General features: G+C 64.0%; 17 protein-coding genes and 3 pseudogenes. 12 read left to right on the forward strand and 8 right to left on the reverse strand.

Annotated features, from left to right (window positions below):
• Positions 1-29 precede the first annotated feature (29 nt).
• The 6 genes and pseudogenes from fdhD to HWW87_RS18235 all read left to right on the forward strand — a co-directional run.
• Positions 30-899 (forward strand): formate dehydrogenase accessory sulfurtransferase FdhD, encoded by an 870-nt coding sequence (gene fdhD / locus HWW87_RS18210; protein ID WP_175821454.1) that lies wholly within the window; start codon positions 30-32, stop codon positions 897-899.
• A complete protein-coding gene (glp, locus tag HWW87_RS18215; protein ID WP_175821455.1) occupies positions 896-2,110 on the forward strand; it encodes a gephyrin-like molybdotransferase Glp in 1,215 nt (404 codons plus the stop codon). The genes fdhD and glp overlap by 4 nt, the downstream gene beginning before the upstream one ends.
• Before the next feature lie 217 nt (positions 2,111-2,327).
• Positions 2,328-3,452: a GTP 3',8-cyclase MoaA gene (gene moaA / locus HWW87_RS18220; protein WP_175821456.1), complete on the forward strand. Its 1,125-nt coding sequence runs from the start codon at positions 2,328-2,330 to the stop codon at positions 3,450-3,452.
• Positions 3,453-3,499: 47 nt separating this feature from the next.
• Complete coding sequence (locus HWW87_RS18225; RefSeq protein WP_175821457.1) at positions 3,500-4,072, forward strand: molybdenum cofactor biosynthesis protein MoaE; 573 nt, start codon at positions 3,500-3,502, stop codon at positions 4,070-4,072.
• 52 nt (positions 4,073-4,124) lie between these two features.
• Complete coding sequence (gene moaD / locus HWW87_RS18230; protein ID WP_175821458.1) at positions 4,125-4,382, forward strand: molybdopterin converting factor subunit 1; 258 nt, start codon at positions 4,125-4,127, stop codon at positions 4,380-4,382.
• A 586-nt stretch (positions 4,383-4,968) separates the two neighbouring features.
• Positions 4,969-5,067 (forward strand): annotated as a pseudogene (locus HWW87_RS18235) (IS5/IS1182 family transposase); the annotation flags it as partial.
• Positions 5,068-5,077: 10 nt separating this feature from the next.
• On the opposite strand, the gene HWW87_RS18240 reads toward HWW87_RS18235, so the two are convergent.
• Positions 5,078-5,629, reverse strand: coding sequence for a TetR/AcrR family transcriptional regulator (locus HWW87_RS18240; protein WP_244107295.1), 552 nt, complete (start codon positions 5,627-5,629; stop codon positions 5,078-5,080).
• 1,059 nt (positions 5,630-6,688) lie between these two features.
• Here HWW87_RS18240 and HWW87_RS18250 point away from each other — a divergent pair.
• Together HWW87_RS18250 and HWW87_RS37195 are read left to right on the forward strand one after the other, a co-directional pair.
• Positions 6,689-7,945, forward strand: coding sequence for an MFS transporter (locus HWW87_RS18250; protein WP_244107296.1), 1,257 nt, complete (start codon positions 6,689-6,691; stop codon positions 7,943-7,945).
• 17 nt (positions 7,946-7,962) lie between these two features.
• Positions 7,963-8,082: pseudogene (locus HWW87_RS37195) on the forward strand (SDR family NAD(P)-dependent oxidoreductase); the annotation flags it as partial.
• A gap of 192 nt (positions 8,083-8,274) precedes the next feature.
• Here the strand turns inward: HWW87_RS37195 and HWW87_RS37200 are convergent.
• The 4 genes from HWW87_RS37200 to HWW87_RS18270 all read right to left on the reverse strand — a co-directional run bounded on the left by HWW87_RS37200 (position 8,275) and on the right by HWW87_RS18270 (position 10,368).
• Complete coding sequence (locus HWW87_RS37200) at positions 8,275-8,685, reverse strand: type II toxin-antitoxin system VapC family toxin (RefSeq protein ID WP_244107297.1); 411 nt, start codon at positions 8,683-8,685, stop codon at positions 8,275-8,277.
• Positions 8,682-8,948 carry a type II toxin-antitoxin system Phd/YefM family antitoxin gene (locus HWW87_RS18260; protein ID WP_175821462.1) on the reverse strand — a complete coding sequence of 89 codons (267 nt, stop codon included), beginning with the start codon at positions 8,946-8,948 and terminating at the stop codon, positions 8,682-8,684. Before HWW87_RS18260 ends, HWW87_RS37200 begins: the two co-directional genes overlap by 4 nt.
• Positions 8,949-8,961: 13 nt before the next feature.
• Complete coding sequence (locus HWW87_RS18265) at positions 8,962-9,369, reverse strand: hypothetical protein (RefSeq protein WP_175821463.1); 408 nt, start codon at positions 9,367-9,369, stop codon at positions 8,962-8,964.
• Positions 9,370-10,089: 720 nt separating this feature from the next.
• Positions 10,090-10,368, reverse strand: a complete 279-nt coding sequence (locus tag HWW87_RS18270) for an ankyrin repeat domain-containing protein (RefSeq protein WP_175821464.1) — start codon at positions 10,366-10,368, stop codon at positions 10,090-10,092.
• Positions 10,369-10,376: 8 nt separating this feature from the next.
• Here HWW87_RS18270 and HWW87_RS18275 point away from each other — a divergent pair.
• Positions 10,377-10,703, forward strand: a pseudogene (locus tag HWW87_RS18275) (MFS transporter); the annotation flags it as partial.
• 74 nt (positions 10,704-10,777) lie between these two features.
• A complete protein-coding gene (locus HWW87_RS37205; protein WP_244107298.1) occupies positions 10,778-11,017 on the forward strand; it encodes a DUF4147 domain-containing protein in 240 nt (79 codons plus the stop codon).
• A 175-nt stretch (positions 11,018-11,192) separates the two neighbouring features.
• On the opposite strand, the gene HWW87_RS18285 is transcribed toward HWW87_RS37205, so the two are convergent.
• On the reverse strand, positions 11,193-12,617 hold the full coding sequence (locus tag HWW87_RS18285; RefSeq protein ID WP_174434541.1) for a PLP-dependent aminotransferase family protein: 1,425 nt from the start codon (positions 12,615-12,617) through the stop codon (positions 11,193-11,195).
• 571 nt (positions 12,618-13,188) lie between these two features.
• Between HWW87_RS18285 and HWW87_RS18290 the strand changes: the two genes are divergently transcribed.
• A complete protein-coding gene (locus HWW87_RS18290) occupies positions 13,189-15,363 on the forward strand; it encodes a DUF4132 domain-containing protein (RefSeq protein ID WP_175821465.1) in 2,175 nt (724 codons plus the stop codon).
• 30 nt (positions 15,364-15,393) lie between these two features.
• On the opposite strand, the gene HWW87_RS18295 is transcribed toward HWW87_RS18290, so the two are convergent.
• Positions 15,394-16,806: a PLP-dependent aminotransferase family protein gene (locus tag HWW87_RS18295; protein WP_175821466.1), complete on the reverse strand. Its 1,413-nt coding sequence runs from the start codon at positions 16,804-16,806 to the stop codon at positions 15,394-15,396.
• A gap of 231 nt (positions 16,807-17,037) precedes the next feature.
• Between HWW87_RS18295 and HWW87_RS18300 the strand changes: the two genes are divergently transcribed.
• The gene (locus tag HWW87_RS18300) at positions 17,038-18,267 is read left to right on the forward strand and encodes an FAD-dependent oxidoreductase (protein ID WP_175821467.1); all 1,230 of its coding nucleotides are present in this window, start codon (positions 17,038-17,040) and stop codon (positions 18,265-18,267) included.
• 55 nt (positions 18,268-18,322) lie between these two features.
• On the opposite strand, the gene HWW87_RS18305 is transcribed toward HWW87_RS18300, so the two are convergent.
• Positions 18,323-18,426: zinc ribbon domain-containing protein (locus HWW87_RS18305; RefSeq protein ID WP_175821468.1), on the reverse strand; the 104-nt coding region annotated here is incomplete at its 5' end.

Genomic DNA, 18,426 nt, shown 5'->3' on the forward strand with positions numbered 1-18,426 from the left:
CGCCGGCCGCCCCGCCTGGAGAAACCTGCATGGAGTCCTGCACCCGCCGCGACGACCCGACCGGCAGCACCGCGTGTCAGGTGACGCGCCATCGTGCCGGCGACGCGCGCGACACCGTCGATCGCGTCGTCGACGAAACCCCGGTTGCACTCGTGTTCAACGGCATCTCGCACACGGTCATGATGGCGACGCCGATCGACCTCGACGCGTTCGGCCTCGGCTTCGCGCTGAGCGAAGGCATCGTCGAGCGCGCGTCGGACGTCTTCGACATCGAAAGCGAATGCCGGCCCGGCAGCGCCGAAGTGCGGCTCACCGTGTCGCAGCAGGCGTTCATGGCGCTGAAGGCGCACCGCCGCGCGCTGGCCGGCCGCACGGGCTGCGGCGTGTGCGGCATCGAAAGCATCGCGCAGCTCGACCTGCACCCGCCGCGTATCGCGGCCGCCGGCACCGCCGCGGGCATCGGCGCCGACGCGATCGCGCACGCCGCGCGTGCATTGCCGGCCCGGCAGACGCTGATGCGTGAGACGGGCGGCATCCACGCGGCCGCGTGGTGCGACCGCGACGGCGCCGTGCTCGACGTGTTCGAGGACGTCGGCCGCCACAACGCGCTCGACAAGCTGATCGGGCAGCTCGCGCGCCGCCGCGCCGACCTGCGCGCGGGTTTCGTGTTCCTGTCGAGCCGCGCGAGCTACGAACTGGTGCGCAAGGCCGCGCGGGTCGGCATCCCGATGATCGCGACGATCTCGGCGCCGACGTCGCTCGCGATCGACGTCGCCCGCGAAGCCGGCGTGCGGCTGCTCGGCTTCTGCCGCAACGACGGCTTCGTCGAATACGTGTCGCCCGCTGCCGTTCACCTCGACCCATCGACGCCTGCACAGGCGCATCCGCACTCGTCATGAAACACCTGTTCGATTTCGATACCGCTCAGCAGCAATTCGCCGGCGCGTTCGCGCCGCTCGAAGCCGCCGCGTCCGTGCCGGTCGCGCAAGCAGCCGGCCACGTGCTGGCCGCGCCGCTGACCGCGGTGCTCGACCAGCCGCCCGCCGACCAGAGCGCGATGGACGGCTACGCCGTGCGTCATGCGGACCTCGCGCACGGCGAGCCGCTGCGCGTCGCGCAGCGCTGCTATGCCGGCGACATACCGGCGCCGCTGGCGCCGCGCACGGCCGCACGCCTCTTCACCGGCAGCCTGATTCCGCCCGGCGCCGACACCGTCGTGATGCAGGAGCATGCGCACGAACAGGACGGCGGCGTCACGTTCGACACGCCCCAACGCAGCGGGTCGCACATCCGCCGCCGCGGCGAGGAAGTGCGCGCCGGCGATCGGCTCCTGCCGGCCGGCGTGCGGATGGGCGCGATGCACGTCGGCGTGGCCGCCGCGCAGGGGTTCGCGCGGATCGACGTGCGCGCGGCGCTGCGCGTCGGCATCCTGACGACCGGCGACGAGCTGGTCGCGTGCGGCGAGCCGCGTGCGCCGCAGCAGATCTACAACAGCAACGCGCCGATGCTCGCCGCGCTGGTCGCGGGAACCGGTGCCGACGTCGCGATGCACATGCATGCGGCCGATACGACGGCCGCCGTCGATCGGGCGCTGCGCGACCTGCACGCGCAGTGCGACCTCGTGATCTGCGTCGGCGGCGCGTCGGTCGGCGACAAGGACCTGCTGCGCCCCGCGCTGGCCGCGCTCGGCGCATCGTTCCTCGTCGCCGGCGTGCGCATGAAGCCCGGCAAGCCGGTCGCGCTCGCGCGGCTCGATGCGCGGCCGGTGGTGCTGCTGCCCGGCAATCCGGGCGCCGCGATGACGGCGTTCGCGCTGTTCGTCGCGCCGCTGATCCGCCGCCTGCAAGGGCGCGACGCGTGCCTGCCGGTCGTGCCGTCGCTGCCGATCGACACCGGCTTCGAGCCGGATGCGCAGCGCGAGCGCTTCGTGCGCGTGTGCTGTACGGTGGGTGCCGACGGCGCGCCGGTGCTCGATACGCTGCGTCAGCAAGGCGCCGGCACGCTGCAGTCGCTGGTGCTGGCCAGCGGGCTCGCGCGACTGCCGGCCGGGCGGCGCATCGCGCGCGGCGACGCGGTACCGTACTACGAATTCGCGCGCTGGCTCGCATGAGCACGACGTCGAATATCCGCCCGATGCGCCGCCTTCGCCCCATTCGCCGCGCCTGTCGCGCATCCCGCGCGGCGAACTGTATTCCTGCAATTCGGGCGCGATTGTGTCTCTGCCGGCAAAACCCGGCGGACTATGCTCACGATGAGGCTCGTCACGACCTGTGCGCCGACACGTCGGCACCCGCACGGCCGAGCGGCGACGCCCCTCCGCTTACTTCATGCAGGCCGACGACCCGATCGTGAATGCCATCGTTTCCGCCGCGCCGGCCGCCGCCGCTTCATCCGGCGGCGCAGCGCCCGGCGCTTTCCCCCGCCCGTCCGACACGCTCGGCCGTCCGCTGCGCGACCTGCGCCTGTCCGTCATCGACCAGTGCAATTTCCGCTGCGGCTACTGCATGCCGCGCGAAAGCTTCGGCGCCGACTACGCGTTCATGCCGTCGTCCGAGCGATTGTCGTTCGCGCAACTGGAAAAGATCGCGCGCGCCTTTACGTCACTCGGCGTCGAGAAGATCCGCATCACGGGCGGCGAGCCGCTGCTGCGCCGCCACCTCGAAGCGCTGATCGAACGGCTCGCCGCGTTGACGACCGTCGACGGCAAGCCCGTCGAAATCGCGTTGACGACCAACGGCTCGCTGCTCGCCGCGAAGGCGCACGCGTTGCGCGATGCGGGCCTGTCGCGCGTGACCGTGAGCCTCGATGCGCTCGACGACGCGATGTTCCGCCGGATGAGCGACGCCGACGTGCCGGTGTCGCGCGTGCTGGCCGGCATCGAGGCCGCGCATGCGGCCGGGCTCGCGCCGGTGAAGGTCAACGCGGTGATCGAGCGCGGCGTGAACGACGACCAGATCCTGCCGCTCGTGCGGCACTTCCGGCACACGGGCGTGGCCGTGCGGTTCATCGAATACATGGATGTCGGCGGCGCCAGCTTCTGGTCCGGCGACAAGGTCGTGCCGGCCGCGCGGATGCGCGAGCTGATCGACGAACACTACCCGCTCGTGCTCGTCGGCGAACCGGGGCACGACGCCACCGCGATCCGTTGCGCGCACATCGACGGCGCAGGCGAAGTCGGCTTCATCGCGAGCGTGTCGCATCCGTTTTGCGGCACCTGCTCACGCGCCCGCGTGTCGGCCGACGGCCAGCTTTATACGTGCCTGTTCGCGACGCAAGGCACCGACCTGCGGCCGTGGCTCGACGAAGCGGCGTCGACCGCCGACCTCGCCGCCGCCGTGCGCGAACGCTGGATGCAGCGCGACGACCGCTATTCCGAGCGCCGGGCCGCACGGCCGGCCCGCGCGCCTGGCAAGACCTATCCGACCGTGCGCATGTCGCTCGTCGGCGGCTGACGGGCCGCCGCGCGACACCGGATGCGCCGCCCACTGGAGAACCTGTCATGACGACCTTCACCGAATCCCGCGCCGGGCTGCCGGACGATCCGCTGCGTGCCGGCAGCCCCGCGCCGCCCGTCGATGCGACCGACCCGCACCCCGAACCGGCGCCCGCGATTGCGGCCGGCTTCGAAGTGCGCGTGCAGCACGCGCCGATCGACGCGGGCGCGGAGCTTGCGCCGATCGTTCGCAATCCGAATGTCGGTGCGGTCGTGAATTTTCTCGGGGTGGTGCGCAAGGAAGGCGACGTCGACGACGTCGTCGCGCTGGAAGTCGAGCACTACCCGACGATGACCGAACAGGCGCTGTGGAGCATCGTCGAGGAGGCGACTGCGCGCTGGCGGCTCGAAGCGGTCAGGATCGTGCACCGCGTCGGCCGCATCCCGCTCGGCCAGCCCGTCGTGCTGGTCGTGGTGGCCGCCGCGCATCGCGCGTCCGCGTTCGATGCGTGCGAATTCCTGATGGATTTCCTGAAGACCCATGCGCCGTTCTGGAAGAAGGAGATCCGGCACGACGGCGAATCCGGCTGGGTCGAGGCGAAGGCGCATGACGACCAGGCGATGCGGCGCTGGGGCTGACCGCTTTCGCTGCGCGTTTTCCGATTCTGCCGCTCCTGCTCGAGACATCACAATGAAACTGACGATCAAATACTTCGCGAGCATTCGCGAACAACTCGATCTCGACGAGGAAACCGTCGAGATCGATGCCCGCGAACTCACCGTCGACGCGCTGCGCGGCACGCTGGCCGCGCGCGACGCGCGCAGCGCGGACGCGCTGCGGATGGATCGCCCCGTGCGGGCGGCCGTGAACCTCGAAATGGTGACCGGGGAATTCGTCGTGCGGGAGGATAGCGAGGTCGCGTTCTTTCCGCCGGTGACGGGCGGATGACGCGGATCACGCGGCCGCGATCTTCAATGCAGCCACTTCAACACTTTCGTGGCGAACACGACCATTGCGGTGGCGCCGATGCGCGTCGAGATCTGCGGCGTGATGGATGCGGTTCGATGCGGCACCCTTCGCGCAAAAGAAAGAGGGAGCAGGTCACATCAACGGAACGTCCTGTAGTGACAACGGTGAGGTATTACGGTGTGTGGCCGGTCTGGGGATTTCGCTGCGCGAGACATGGGACGTACACGACGACCGGCGTAGCGGCCAGCTGGTGCGCGTGCTTCCCGAATGGGAGGGCGTGGCATCCAAAATCAGCCTGGTTCGAGCGCGCCGGGAGCCGGTGCCGCGGCGCCTGACTGCGTCCAGCGATTTTCTTTCTGGTCGCACGATGGCAACAGGCCCCCCTGGGATGCCCGAGTCAAAGTCATTTCGAACAGGTGGCTTGGGCCAGAGTCTGGAAGCAAACTCGGTGACCCCACAAGGCCTTTGCCACTCAAAACCTACTTCAGGACGCTCGGGTTCATCTGCCTAATACGGCTAGGCTTTGTTGCACAAAGTCGGTCCAGAGAGCAGGTAGCCTCGGGACATGAGTGAACCGAAGAGGTCAAAGGCCAGCTACAAGACCATCAACTGGGCAGCGTACAACGCCGCGCTCAAAGCCAGAGGGTCGCTGACCATCTGGCTGGTCCAGTTTTTCAGCTGGCTGGCGACGAGATGGACGGTAATGCCGCCAATGCCGGAACGATCAACCGCCTTAGCACCGCCTGCGTTGCTCCATCTCGCGCTTGAAACGAAATAGCCTGAGTCACCCCAAGAAAGTGGGCCGCGAGCGTCTTAACATCAAGCTCACCCGGCAAATCACCCTCTATCATGCCTCGTTCAAGACGTTTTCGTATGAGCGTCAACGTCTGATGCCGGGTTTTTTTGAGATATGCCCAGACCTCATCGTTCTCAGGCAAATTGTTGACAACACCCAAGACCAACAAACAGCCCCCTGCTTTATTTGACGTGGCTATGTCTATAGTGACCTTGAGCATCTCGCTCAACCCGTCACGAGCCGTTGGGGCACCATTGAGAGCCTCCGACGACCTTGCACCGACAGTCTTGATATAGAGATCAACAACTTCGCAGAAGGCGTTCTTCTTACTACCGAATGCAGCATAAAAGCTCGGGGGATTGATCCCCATCGCGGCGGTCAGATCGACCAGTTGTGCCCCTTCGTACCCCTTTTGCCAAAACACCTCCATAGCACGTTCCAGTGCAACACTCCGGTCGAAGCTAGGCGGGCGCCCTCTACGTGACATGCCATTTCCTCTTCTTTATTTCGTATCGAGAACAACAGAATTCTGTATCGAGAATAACATAAATGTGTTGACGATCCAAAAATTGACAGTTAGATTTCTGTAGTGACATTTATGAAATTGTTGGAAGGTGACGACTCGTTTTGATTTCCAGACCTTAGGGGACCATCTCGGTTGGTCCTGTGTGGCAGGTCAGTGGTGCAGGATGTGGCATGCCAGAACAAAAAAGGGGACCCTTGATGCAAAACAGAACGCCTCAGAGAATGCGACCTCTCTACGAATTTCAAGCTATCAGAGGGGCTGTTCAAATCGCTGTCGATAGGCCTGATGAAATCGCAATAGGTACCGTTGCGATGCTCAGGCAGCTCGTCGCGAAAAATAGGCTGCGCCGCGGCGACCCAATCAGCTTCTTCTTTACAGTCACGCCAGACCTCTCTAGTGAATTACCCCCCTTGGTTGCTCAAGAGACTGGGTGGGCTCATGTTCCGATGCTGTGTGCGGCCGAGTTGCCGAGTCAGTTGATGATTCCGAGAGTCATACGCGTCTTGGCTCATGTTCATTGGCTTAATAAAAACCTCTCCCCTCGGCATATTTACCTCCCAGGGACAACCCCTGTCAGGCCAGATCCTGCTCGGTTAAGCGAAGCTGCGAATGGTAGCAACTGGACTCCCCCATGCTGAGCCGGAGGCACTGATGACTTCAACAACAGAAGCAAGCAAATGGTTCGGAACATCTATCTTGCAACAAACTCTGATGCAAGTTGAACGGCTAGTCGGTCGCGAAAACATAACTTGGTTCAACCACAACGCAGCAGACGACGAGCACCGAAGAAACGTCAGCTTGTTTAGACCACGAAACGTTCATGCAATAGTTCGGCCTGGTTCTGTCGAAGAAGTGCAAGAACGGAGGGACTCCCCCCACCACCAGCAGATGCGGAAACAACCGCCAGAGAAATAGAAATTGCATCTCGTCATCACATCACACGAGCGGAGCCACAAGAAAATAGTGAAAACGACTCGTCAACAAAAGGAATCACCGAATATGACCGGCTCTAATAGCGACATATATAGCGACCCTTGCGCAGAGAAGCGTGCTGACGCCTTGCCCTTCGCCATCTATGTCCTTGGCTTCGGCATCTTTGCGATGGTGACCAGTGAGTTTCAGGTTAGTGGCATGATTACCGTTATGGCCACTGACCTTCAGGTGACCGTTTCACAGATCGGCTATCTAGTTTCAATTTACGCGTTTGCTATGGCTTTTGGAGGGCCGTTCCTGACGATAGTTCTACTGAAAGCCCGCCCCAAAACATCTCTACTGATGCTCTATTTGATCTTTATATTTGGAGAGGCTCTCGGCGCACTGGCTCAATCCTATACCATGCTCATCATCGCAAGGCTGGTCACAGGCTCGGTATCAGGCGCTTTCTTCGGCACGGCTCTTGCCATCTGCGTACAACTTGTCGCAGAACGACAGCGTGGCTGGGCAACATCAATCGTACTTGCTGGCATTATGGTCGGCACGGTCTTGGGTTTGCCAATGGCGAATTTGATTGGGGCGCATCTGGGATGGAGGGAAAGTTTCTGGGTAACTGCGGGCCTTGCAATCTTCGCGGCTATCGTGAGCGTATTTACAATACCCTCTATTTTATCACCAGCAACGACCAGCTTACGCAGTGAAATTTCCGCCTTGAAAAATCCCAAATTATGGGCAGCGTTCTCAACAAGCTTGCTTATTATCGGCGCCACTTTCGCTGCGTTTACCTACTTTATCCCAATACTCAAAGATCTCACTAAATATGGCGACAATGCCATAGCCACTCTCCTTTTTATCTATGGCGTTGCCACAGTTGTTGGTAACACGGTTGTTGGAAAACTGGCTGACCGCCACACTATTTCTACACTCGTCACCGGACTTTTCTTATTGACATTTTTCCTCATCGCCTTTGGACTATTTACCGAGAGTAAAGCAGTCTCCGCAATTTCGCTGGTAGGTATTGGCCTGGTTGGCGTCACCATGAATCCAGCTATGGTTTCGCGGGTTATGCGAACGGCAAATGGCCGACCCCTCGTCAACACCATTCATACCTCGGTTATTACTCTGGGTATTGTCATTGGTGCATTTGTAGGTGGCCTGTGCATCAGCGCCGGATATGGACTGCGGGCTCCGCTGTGGGTCGGCGTGGCGCTAGCCTTGATGGGACTTGCCACTCTGGCTCCAGAAATCAGAACATTACTTCGCTCCGCAGCTCGTAACAATGACTGACTTTTAGTTTTAAATTAATGGAGGAAAATATGGCAGATTTATCTGGGAAAATTGCGTTGATAACCGGCGGAAGTCGGGGTATAGGTGCAAGTATCGCCCGCCGTCTTGCATCTGACGGGGCAGATGTCATCGTCAGCCAGCGTCCCATTGCAGTTCACGCGCTGGAACATCCGACGAAGTTCGATGCGGGCCTCTACCAGACATTGGACAATCGCTGTCTCCAGGCACACAAGAGGTTTCACCCACCGACCAGCCTTGTGGCCAGCGCGCGCAGCAAACGTCATTTTTTTCACGTTGGTCATGGCAGCAATCTCCTTGCGCCCTCGCCGTTAAGTCAGCAACACCACCTTCAGGCCTTGAACACGTTGGAACATGGCATCCCCGGTCAAAAAAACATGCTCAGGCCCCAGTTGAAGACAACATGCCGCCTGCAACGCATCAGGTGTGCGTAGCCCGTGCCGCACACGAATAGCGGCCGCCAATTCGACCACATCGCGATTCAGCTCCAGCCAGATAAGATCCGGCCGGGCAAAGAAAGTGTCGTACAGGTTCAGGATCGCCGCATCGTTTGCTTTCATTGGGCCTACACGACACTCCAGCCAGGAAAGCCGGCTCACGGCTGAACCAACCTCAGGATGAGCGCGGTACACCGCCGCCAATTCGGCCCGAACCCGACTGGCAAAGGGTTCCTTGCCTTCGAGCAGGTAGATCAGCGCATTGGCATCGAAGAATGCGATCACCAGTCGCGCTCCTCCGCCAAAGCAGTGTCAATCTCCACCTTGTCCCGCGTACCTGTACCCGTTTGGGACAACAACCATTGCACGGCAGTCATCCCCGCAGCAGCAGAACGCCCGCCGGTGAGGCGCTGGTACTCTTCTTCCGATAGCACCACGGCAGTTGCCCGGTTACGCTTCATGATATGGATCGGCCCGTGCTGCAAACCTTCCTCGATAGCAGCCATGCCGCGTCGCTTGAGCTCAGCGACGGTTAGGGTGTTGTTCATAGCGCCCCTCATTTCAGTACAAGAACACAACCAAATAGTACTGATTTCGGTACTGAAAATCAAGCACACCTGGGAAGATCAAGACGACATCCATCTCCTTAACGAGGCGGGCCTGCGGCAGATCGTCGACCACACGGTCGTAGGTCGCCTGGGCAATACGTTCGAAGGCCTGCCGATCGAATGATTTTTCCGCCGCTTCCCGCTGCTCGCGTGTCAATCGTGGATCCGGTGCGTAACCACGGGCGAGCTCGGCGAACTGTCCTCCGGCCGCGCAACGCGCGAACCAAGCGTCGTTGACTCGGGCCCGGTCGGTGGCAGCCAGCACCTGCGTATTGTTGTAGTGAAAATCAATCCTTTCGCTGGCGCAGGCCACACTAGGCAACAACACTAACGACCATAACCAGGATTTCTGCATTTTCATGGGATCCCTGTCTAAATAAACGACGTCGGAGAATGTAGAAGAACAGATGCGCGGATACGCCCCTATTCGGGGATGAAGAGCGGGCTTTTTAATCGTTACCCCCATGGCGCTGCCCCGATGCAACGCACACGGTTCGCCGGCGTTCGCCCCGCCCACCGTCTCCCGCGTCGGAAGTGAGCCTGCCCCCGTTTGCGGGACAACTATTCTTGAATCGCGAGTGAGTGCGAGTAAGTGCATTGACGCCCGCACCACCCTCTTCCTTCACCAATTATCGGTACGGTAAAGCCTCGTGTTGCAGTGGTTGCAGATGAAGATGCGACGCGGATCATCACTTCCCTCAAGGCCCCAGTTCCTGATACTCATCGACTGACAGACGGCGCATTGAATACCGCGTGGCGTCCTGCACCGCGGGTACTTCTGCAGATACTGCGCCAGCGTCAGGGTGCGTTCGGCGACCCGTCTGCTCTCGGTAAGATGGTCGCGTATCCTTCCATATAGCCATCGAAGGAACAGAAGGCCCAACACGCAGAACACGAGGTTGCTGACGACTTGTTTCAGAAATTCCACGGCGTTCTTCCATCAGTTTGCTTCCGGCACAACCGCACGCAAGGCCGGTGTTGGCGAAACCTTGCATGGCTACGCCGCCGTGGCCGGTCATATCACCTTCGCGAACGCTGTCTTGCAACCCGCTCCGATCCCGCTTGACTCCGCCTTTCCTCGTTACTCAAAGAGCTTGACGATCTCTGGCGAATACAACGACGGGTACTTCTTTGCGGCGGACAGCACATACTGCTGGACCGTTTTTCCCTTTACCGAAGGGTCTGCAGCAACGTAGCTTTCCGAAAACGCCAGGGCCGTCTTCTTTGCGCCCGCATCCAGCAAGGCCTTGACGCAATCGGGGTTATCAGAGCTGGCCGCTTCACCAAGCGGTGTCATTACCGGCTGGGATCTCTTTTGCGGGTAGGCGGCATCGATGGATGCGCCGGGCTTGAGGAGCAAGGCGATGCCTCGCGATGAGCGTATGGTTCTCGGGCTCTACCCTGGCGGCGATGATTGCGTTGACGGTGGGCACAATGGGCGTGATGACCACCATCTCGCAGTTCTGGGTAATTCCTCCCGCCTTCCTCGGCGGCGCAGCTGCCGCAGCGGGTTTGGCGCTCGCAAACTCAGTCGGCAGTATTTCCGGCGTGGTCAGCCCGTCTCTGATTGGGGTCATCAAGCAGGCATCCGGCTCGGCAGGCGCTGGGGTACTCGCACTTGCAGTGAGCCTCGTCATCGGCGGGCTGCTTGTCTTCTTTGTTCCGGCCGCTCTCGTGAACAATCGTCGCCGATAGCATTCCCGTTTTAATGATGTCAAAAACCGACACGAGTCAACACTCGTGTCGGCTTCTTTGTTGCCGTTATCTCCATGGTTAGGTTAGGCCCCCTTCCGAGCGAAGAAGGCTATCGTGCATCGAAAGAAATCATCGCGCGTGTCGATCAGGCAGGACCGGATGATTTGTTCATCGCAGTAATCGGCAGCGGCAGTTCGGCACTCATGTCATGCCTCAAATACCAGCCAGGCCATGACAGTTCACAACAAACTATTGCCGGAGGTTCCTGCATCTCGTCCATTCCGCGCATCGCTCTCATCTACCTAAGGCCATGAACACGATGTCTCTAACGCACCGCTCGCAGCGCCCGTTTACACCGTTCCGAATTTCAACAGCCTGCTAAGTCCGGAGTGGGTCCGCAAGACATTCACGTGAATCCACGAAGACTCAAGAAAAAGCCGGCACCATGCCGGCTTCGTCGTCGAAGCGCAAGACACCGCACACGCCCCTTCACCGCATGCACGCCGCGGCCAGCTTCCCGACCGCGATCACCGCCTGCTCGATTTCCGGCGACCACGGGCTGCTGTAGTTCAACCGGATGAAGTTCCGGTAGTTGTCGGTGATCGAGAACATGTAGCCGGGCCCGATCGTGATCCCCTGCTCCAGCGCGAGCTGGTACAACCGCATCGCATCGACCTGCGCCGGCAGTTCGACCCACAGCACGTACCCACCCGCCGGGCTCGACATGCGCGTGCCTTCCGGGAAGAACCGCGACACCATCGCGCGCATCAGGTTCGCCTGCTGCGCATACGCCTTGCGCAAGCGCCGCAGGTGATGCTCGTAGCCGTCGCGTTCGAGAAACTCCGCGATCGCCAGTTGCGGCAACGACGGTGTCGCGAGCGTGTTCAGAAACTTCAGCTTCTCGACCTGGTCGCGATAACGTCCCGGCAGCGCCCAGCCGATCCGGTACGCGGCCGTCAGGCTCTTCGAGAACGACGAACAATGCAGCACGATCCCGGTCCGGTCGTAGGATTTCAGCGAACTCGGATGCGTGTCGCCGAAATACAGTTCGTTGTACACGCCGTTCTCGATGATCGGCATCCCGGCCTTCGTTGCGAACTCAACCAGTTCGCGTTTGCGCTCGTCCGGCATCTGGAAGCCGAGCGGATTCTGGAAGTTCGGCATCACCATGCATGCGGCGATCGGCTGCGACTTCGCGATCGCGGCCAGCGCCGCGATGTCGATCCCGTATTCCGGATGCGTGGCCACTTCGATCGCCTTCATCCCCATCCGCTCGATCGCGTGCAACATCGCGTAGAACGTCGGCGATTCCACCGCGATCGTGTCGCCCGGTTTAGCCACCGCCTGCAGGCACAGGTTGATCGCCTCCGTCGCGCCGACCGTCACGATGATCTCGTTCGGGTCCACCGACATCCCGTTTTCCAGGTAGCGGCGCGCGATCTGCCGGATCAGCCGCGGATGGCCGGGCGGCAGCCCGTCGGTCACGCCCCACAGCGACTTGTCGCGGCCTGCCGCGTACGCATAGCGGTTCAGCTTCTCGAACGGGAACAGGCTCGGGTCCGGATACGGCGAGCCGAGCGGCACCGCATCGTCCGTGCCGATCGAGCGCAGCGTCGACAGCACGAGCCGGCTCACGTCGACCGACGACGAGATCGCGATCGGCTTCGACGGCCGCAGCTCGCGCACCGGTGCGTGGCCGTCGTCGCGCCGCAGGTTCACGAAATAGCCCGACTGCGGCCGGCTTTCGAGCAGCCCGCGGCTTTCCAGCAGCAGATACGCATGCAGCACGGTCGTGATGCTGATCCGGTGCTGCTGGCTCGCCTGCCGCACCGACGGAATCCGGTCGCCATGCCGGTACACGCCCTGGCGGATCAGACGCTCGATATCGTCCGCGAGTTTTTCATAGAGTTTCATCGTGCGTCTCCCGCCGGCATGCGCAGCCGCCCCGCCCCGCTGTGTGCGTCCAATACGCACGTGTTGCACATGTTTCGCCCGCCGACCGGGCCGTCGTGATTCCTGATCTTTCCCTCCGGTTTTGCCTTTTCCATCGCACTGGCTCTCTCTTGAAGATGCGCCGGCAGGGTTCCGGACCAGCTGGATCTGCGGCACTGTGCACTTGATGGTCGAATCTTAAGAGAAGAACAGTTGGCGGCGAGTACACACATCGAACGCGCGAACAAGAGTACAGTTCGGCGCGAATCGCGCATGGCGGGAAAACTGTACGTCTTATGAAATGGCCGGACGGTCGGTTGGCCGGCACGAGGCAGCCCGATCGGCCCGGAACGCCCGCCGCACGAACCTCCGCGCGACCGGGCTCAATTGGGGTGCAATACTGTGCACCCGCAGGTTTTTCAGGGTGAGAGCCACACGATGCAGTACACGGTCGAACACGTAGCCGGCCCCGGCGGCGCGATCCACGCCTCCCGGTCAGTACAGAACAGAAGGAAATCGAGCCAGAACGACACAGCCAACCAGGAGCGCGCACATGACTGATCGCGCCCTCGTTGCGCTGCTCATCGCCCGGCTGACCGACCCGGCCGACCACCCGCGCTTCACCGGGCCGCCAATCGACCTGTCGACGCTCGACGCACCCGCGCTCGGCACCGTGTGGCCGGCTTTCCGGCGCGTCGAGCACGAGATCCTGGTGCGCGACCAGGCGTTCGACGATCCGCGCGCCGTATTCGCGGGCTGGCTGCGCCGGCAGATCGATGCGCTCGGCCTCGCGCCGCTCATCGACACCGCTGCGGCGCTCGAACTGTTCCGCGCCATTCCGGCCGGCGGATGGAAACGCGCGCTGGAGGATCTGCCCTGTCTCGACACGCTGCCGTCACCCGCGCTGCAGGCCGAACTCGCGCGGATCGCCGGCGAGCCGGAGGAAGGCGGATTGCGCGCGGTTTCCGTATATGGCGCGTATGCGCTCGACTGGTTCGCGGGCCGCCGCGACTTCTCGGCCCGGCGCGATGCGTATGCACAGGCGCTGGCGGACTCGCCGTTTCGCGTGCGCGAGCTCGACGTGCTGCCGGCACTCGGCCCGGCCGCGCTGCTCGCGCTGGCCGCGACGGACAGCGGCTATTTCGCGCCGAAGCGGCTGTGGATCGACTTCAGCGATCCGGCCGTCACGCTCGCGGAAGACGCCGCGTATGTCGCCTTCGCGCGCGACGCGTTGACCGAGGCCGCGCAGCAGGTCGCGGCGCTGCATGCCGGCGCCGCGCCCTATGCCGCCGATCGGGCGTTCACGACCGACGACGCGCAAGTCATCTCACGCGCCGCGCGCGTGGCCGCCTATCGCGACGAAACGTGGCTGCGCCCGCTGATCGGGCCGCTGCTGACGGGCGTGTGCGTCGCGCCGACAGCCGCGAAAACCGCGCCGTCGCAGTCGCTCGCCATCGCGCTCGGCCATGCGGTCGAGACGATCCCGACGCCCGAGAGCGTGCGTGCGCTGCGCGACGCGCTGGCCGTCGTCCGTCACGCGGGCGTGCAGAAGAAGCTCGCGCGCAACCTGAAGCCGGCCGAACGCGCGCTCGGCGAGCGGCCGCACACCGCGCTGCGGATGACGCTCGACGCGAAGCCCGACAAGAAGCAGCTCGCGATGCTCGCCGCGTGCATGGAGGCCGGCTTCTGGCAGCCGATGACGCTCGGCCACGCCGAATGGCGCGAGCGGCTCGTCGATGCGCCGGCCGGCGCCGCGTTCTCGGCGCGGATGATCTGGCAAGCAAACGGCAGCGACGGCGCGACGCAATCGTTCATGCCCGACATCGCGAAAGGCAAGATCGTGCTGCGCGATGCGGCCGGCCACGCGTGCGAGATCGCCGACGACTGCACTATCCGGCTATGGCACCCGCTGCTGGCCGATGCGAACGAACGGCTCGCGTGGCAGCGCGCGATCGTCGGGCGTGCGCTGCGGCAACCGGTCCGGCAGGCGTTCCGCGAGTACTACGTGCCGAGCGACGACGACGCGTCGGCCAGCGATTCCGCGATGTTCGAAGGTCACGTGCTGTCGAGCCGGCCGCTGCTCGGCGTCGCGCGCCGCGAAGGCTGGTCGATCCGCGCGTACGACGACGCGCTCGTCCGCGAATTCGGCGACGTGCGCGCGACCTTCTTCGTCGATGCGCGGCTTTATCCCGGTTCGGAAAGCCATGGTACGTCGCGCCGGCTGGTCGTCGAACGCCGGCACGGCGCGCGCTGGGCGCCGCTGCCGATCGGCGAAATCGATCGCGTGGTGTTCTCCGAAGTGGCACGGGCGGTCGACCTGCTCGTCAGCGTGGCCGCGTTCGCGCTCGACGACGACGCGACCCGCGCGGCGACCGCTGCGCTTGCGGCGGACCCGGTCCGCCTGCGCGACCTCGAATCCGAACGCTGGCAGCGCCTGAACCGGTTGTCGGATCTGCCGCTCGGCGTGATGGCGCGGCATCGCAAACACGTGCTGTCGCTCGTGTTCGCCGAACCGGTTGCGCAAGGGAAGATCACGATCGACGAACGCCACGTGCGCGTCGGCGCGTGGTCGGTGCATTGCGCGACCGGCCGCGTGACGCGCGACGGCGAGCCGGTCGAACCCGCGATCGCGCCGCCGCCGTCGCCGCTGCGCGCGGTACCGTGGCTGCCGTACGACGAAGCGCTGCTGCAGCGGATCGTCGACGTCGTCGCGGGGTTGCTCGACTGAGTCACCGTCTTCGCAGTCGAGCGGCCGCCGTCAGATCGACCCGAACAGCGCGCGCGGTCGGTCCTTCAGCGTGCCGGACAGGATCCGCAGCCCGTTGACGAGTTCGTCGCGCGTGGCCGGGCACGCGAGGTTGATGCGCACGCCGTGCTCGATTTCCGCGCGGTCGACCGCGAACGTCGACGACGGCATCACGATCACGCCGCGCGCCTTCGCATTCGCGGCGAAATCGTCTGCGCGCCACGGCGGCGGCAGCCGCAGCCACACGAACATGCACGCCGGGTCCGACTTCAACTGGCCGGCCGGCAACAGCTCCCGTGCGAGATCGACTCGCGCGCGGATCTCCGTGAGTTGCGCGGCCATGATCCGCTCGGCCGTGCCGTCGTCGATCCATACCGTCGCGATCAGCATCGACGTCGGCGCGGGCATCCATGCAGTCGTGCGCACGGCCTCCGCGCACAATGCGACGCTGTCGCGCGGACAGCTGAGGTAGCCGAGACGCAGCCCCGGCGCGAGGATCTTCGACGTCGCGCCGATATGGAACGTCAGCTCCGGGCACAGCCCCGCGATCGCCGGCAGCCGGTCGCGCACGAGCGGCCCGTATACGTCGTCCTCGATGATCGTCACGTGATGGCGCCGCGCGATGTCGACGAGCGCCATCCGGCGCGCGAGGCTCATCGTCGTCACGGTCGGGTTCTGCAGGTTCGGCACGACGAAGATCGCCTTGACCGGCATGCGCTGGCAGATCCGTTCGATCTCGTCGGGCAGCAGGCCGTCGTCGTCGGCCGGCGCGCTGACGATCTCGAACTGGAATACCGGCGCGAGCGCCTTGAGGCCGTAATACGTGAGGCGATCGGCGACGATCACGCCGTCGGTGCCGATCAGGCTGTTCAGCACCGCATACAGGCCGTGCTGCGCGCCGCTCGTGACGACCACCTGGTCACGCGACGGCGTGAAGCCCGGCGCGGCCAGCCACTGCGCGCCGGCTGCACGCGCCCAGTCGGGGCCTTGGGGCGGCTGGTATTCCTGTAGCGCGGCAAACCGCGGGTCGTTCGGCAGCGTGCCGAACGTCTGCGCGAGGCTTGCGAGAAATTCGCCGGTGGCCGGCCGGTTGACGGTCAGGTCGATCACGCCATTGCCGGCCGCGAGCGACGCGCGGGCCGGCTCGATGCTCGGCATCGCGCCGCCGGTGACGAGCGAGCCGCGCCGCTTGCTGCCGATCACGAGGCCGCGCAGCTGCAATTCCTTGTACGCGCGCGATACCGTCGACACGTTGATGCCGAGTTCGGTCGCGAGCTGGCGCTGCGGCGGCAGGCGGCTGCCGGGCGGATACGTGCCGTTGCGGATTTCCTCCTCGATCGAGCTCGAGACCTCGACATAAGTCGGCCGCTTCGCCTGCGTCGGCAGGCCGCTGTCGCGCTCGCCGGAAAGTTTGTCTGATGCCATCTGTCGCCTGTGACCACACAAAAAGCGTTTGTCTGCCGTTTTGACTTGCCCAGCGATTGTATCTGACATCCCCACCCCGTCGATCATTTACCGAAAAGTCTGCTGAATCAAAGGATTGAACTCGGGTAAACACCATCACCACACAATCTCTTTTTGATTGCACACAAAAAATTACTGTGTGATTCTTGATCGCAACTTTGTGTGAATCATATGGACCGGAGGGGAAGCGTCATGGCGAACGTCGCCATCGTGGGTGCAGGCTTCATCGGGCTCGGCGCGGCGGCATGGCTGCAACGCGACGGGCATCGCGTGACGCTGTTCGATCCGGCCGGCATCGGCGAAGGCGCATCGTTCGGCAATGCCGCGACGTTCGCGCCGTACGGCTGCGTGCCGGTGAACGGCCCGTCGGTGTTCCGCGACCTGCCGCACTTCCTGTTCGCCGCCGACAGCCCGCTGCGCATCCGCTGGCCCTACCTGCTGCACGGCGCGCCGTGGCTCGCGCGGTTCCTGCTCGCATCGACGCCCGCGCGCCACGCACGCAGCGCGAGCGCACTGGCCGCCCTGTTGTCGCGTGCCGCCGACGGCTATGCGCCACTGCTCGCTTCGGCGCGGCTCGCGGCGTTCGTGCGGCCGCGCGAATGCCTGTACCTGTACGCACGGCAGGCGTCGTTCGATGCCGCGCAACCGTCGCTCGCGCTGCGGCGCCGGCTCGGCGTGCCGTTCGAGACGCTCGACGCGAGCGCGATCCGTGCGCTCGAACCCGCGCTTGCGCCGATCTTCACGCGCGGCGTGCTGTTCGTCGGCAGCTGGCATTTCTCCGATCCGCACGGCTTTCTCGGCGCACTGTTCGCGCAACTCGCCGCAGGCGGCGCGACGCTCGAACGCGCGCGCGTCGAGCGGATCGCACCCGCCGGCGACAGCGTGAACGTGCAGGCGGGCGGCACGGTGCGCGCGTTCGATCACGTCGTCATCGCCGCGGGCGCCCGCTCACGCGAATTCGCTGCCGCGTGCGGCGATGCGGTGCCGCTCGACACCGAGCGCGGCTATCACGTGCAGTTCGGCGCACACGAGCCGATCGTCACGCGGCCGGTCGGCTGGGCCGAACGCGGCTTCTACATGACGCCGCTCGCCGAAGGACTGCGCGCGGCCGGCACCGTCGAACTCGGCGGCTTCGACGCACCGATGAACCCGTCGCTCGTCGCGCTGCTCACGCGATCCGCGCGCGAAGCCGTACCGTCGCTCGGCGCACCGACGCGCAGCTGGCTCGGCTTCCGGCCGACGCTGCCCGACGGCGTGCCCGTCATCGGCCGCGCACGTGACAGCGCGCGCGTGATCCACGCATTCGGTCATCAGCATCTCGGCGTGACGCTCGCCGGCATCACCGGGCAGATCGTCGCCGACCTCGTCGCCCAGCGCGCCCCGCCGCTGGACCTCACGCCGTACCGGGCCGCGCGATTCTGACGCGCGCCACGCTTTCCACCCCTGCAAGGAGAAGCATCTTGACGTCCTCCGCTCCCTAAAGGGAGAGGATTCCCACACCTGGCGATGCACGTCCGCATCGGAGAATGTTCAACGCAGCGTTGGTATCTCGATCATGCTCGACACCACAGTCACTGCAGG

Source organism: Burkholderia sp. BCC0419, assembly GCF_902830285.1.
In the GTDB taxonomy this organism is placed as follows: domain Bacteria; phylum Pseudomonadota; class Gammaproteobacteria; order Burkholderiales; family Burkholderiaceae; genus Burkholderia.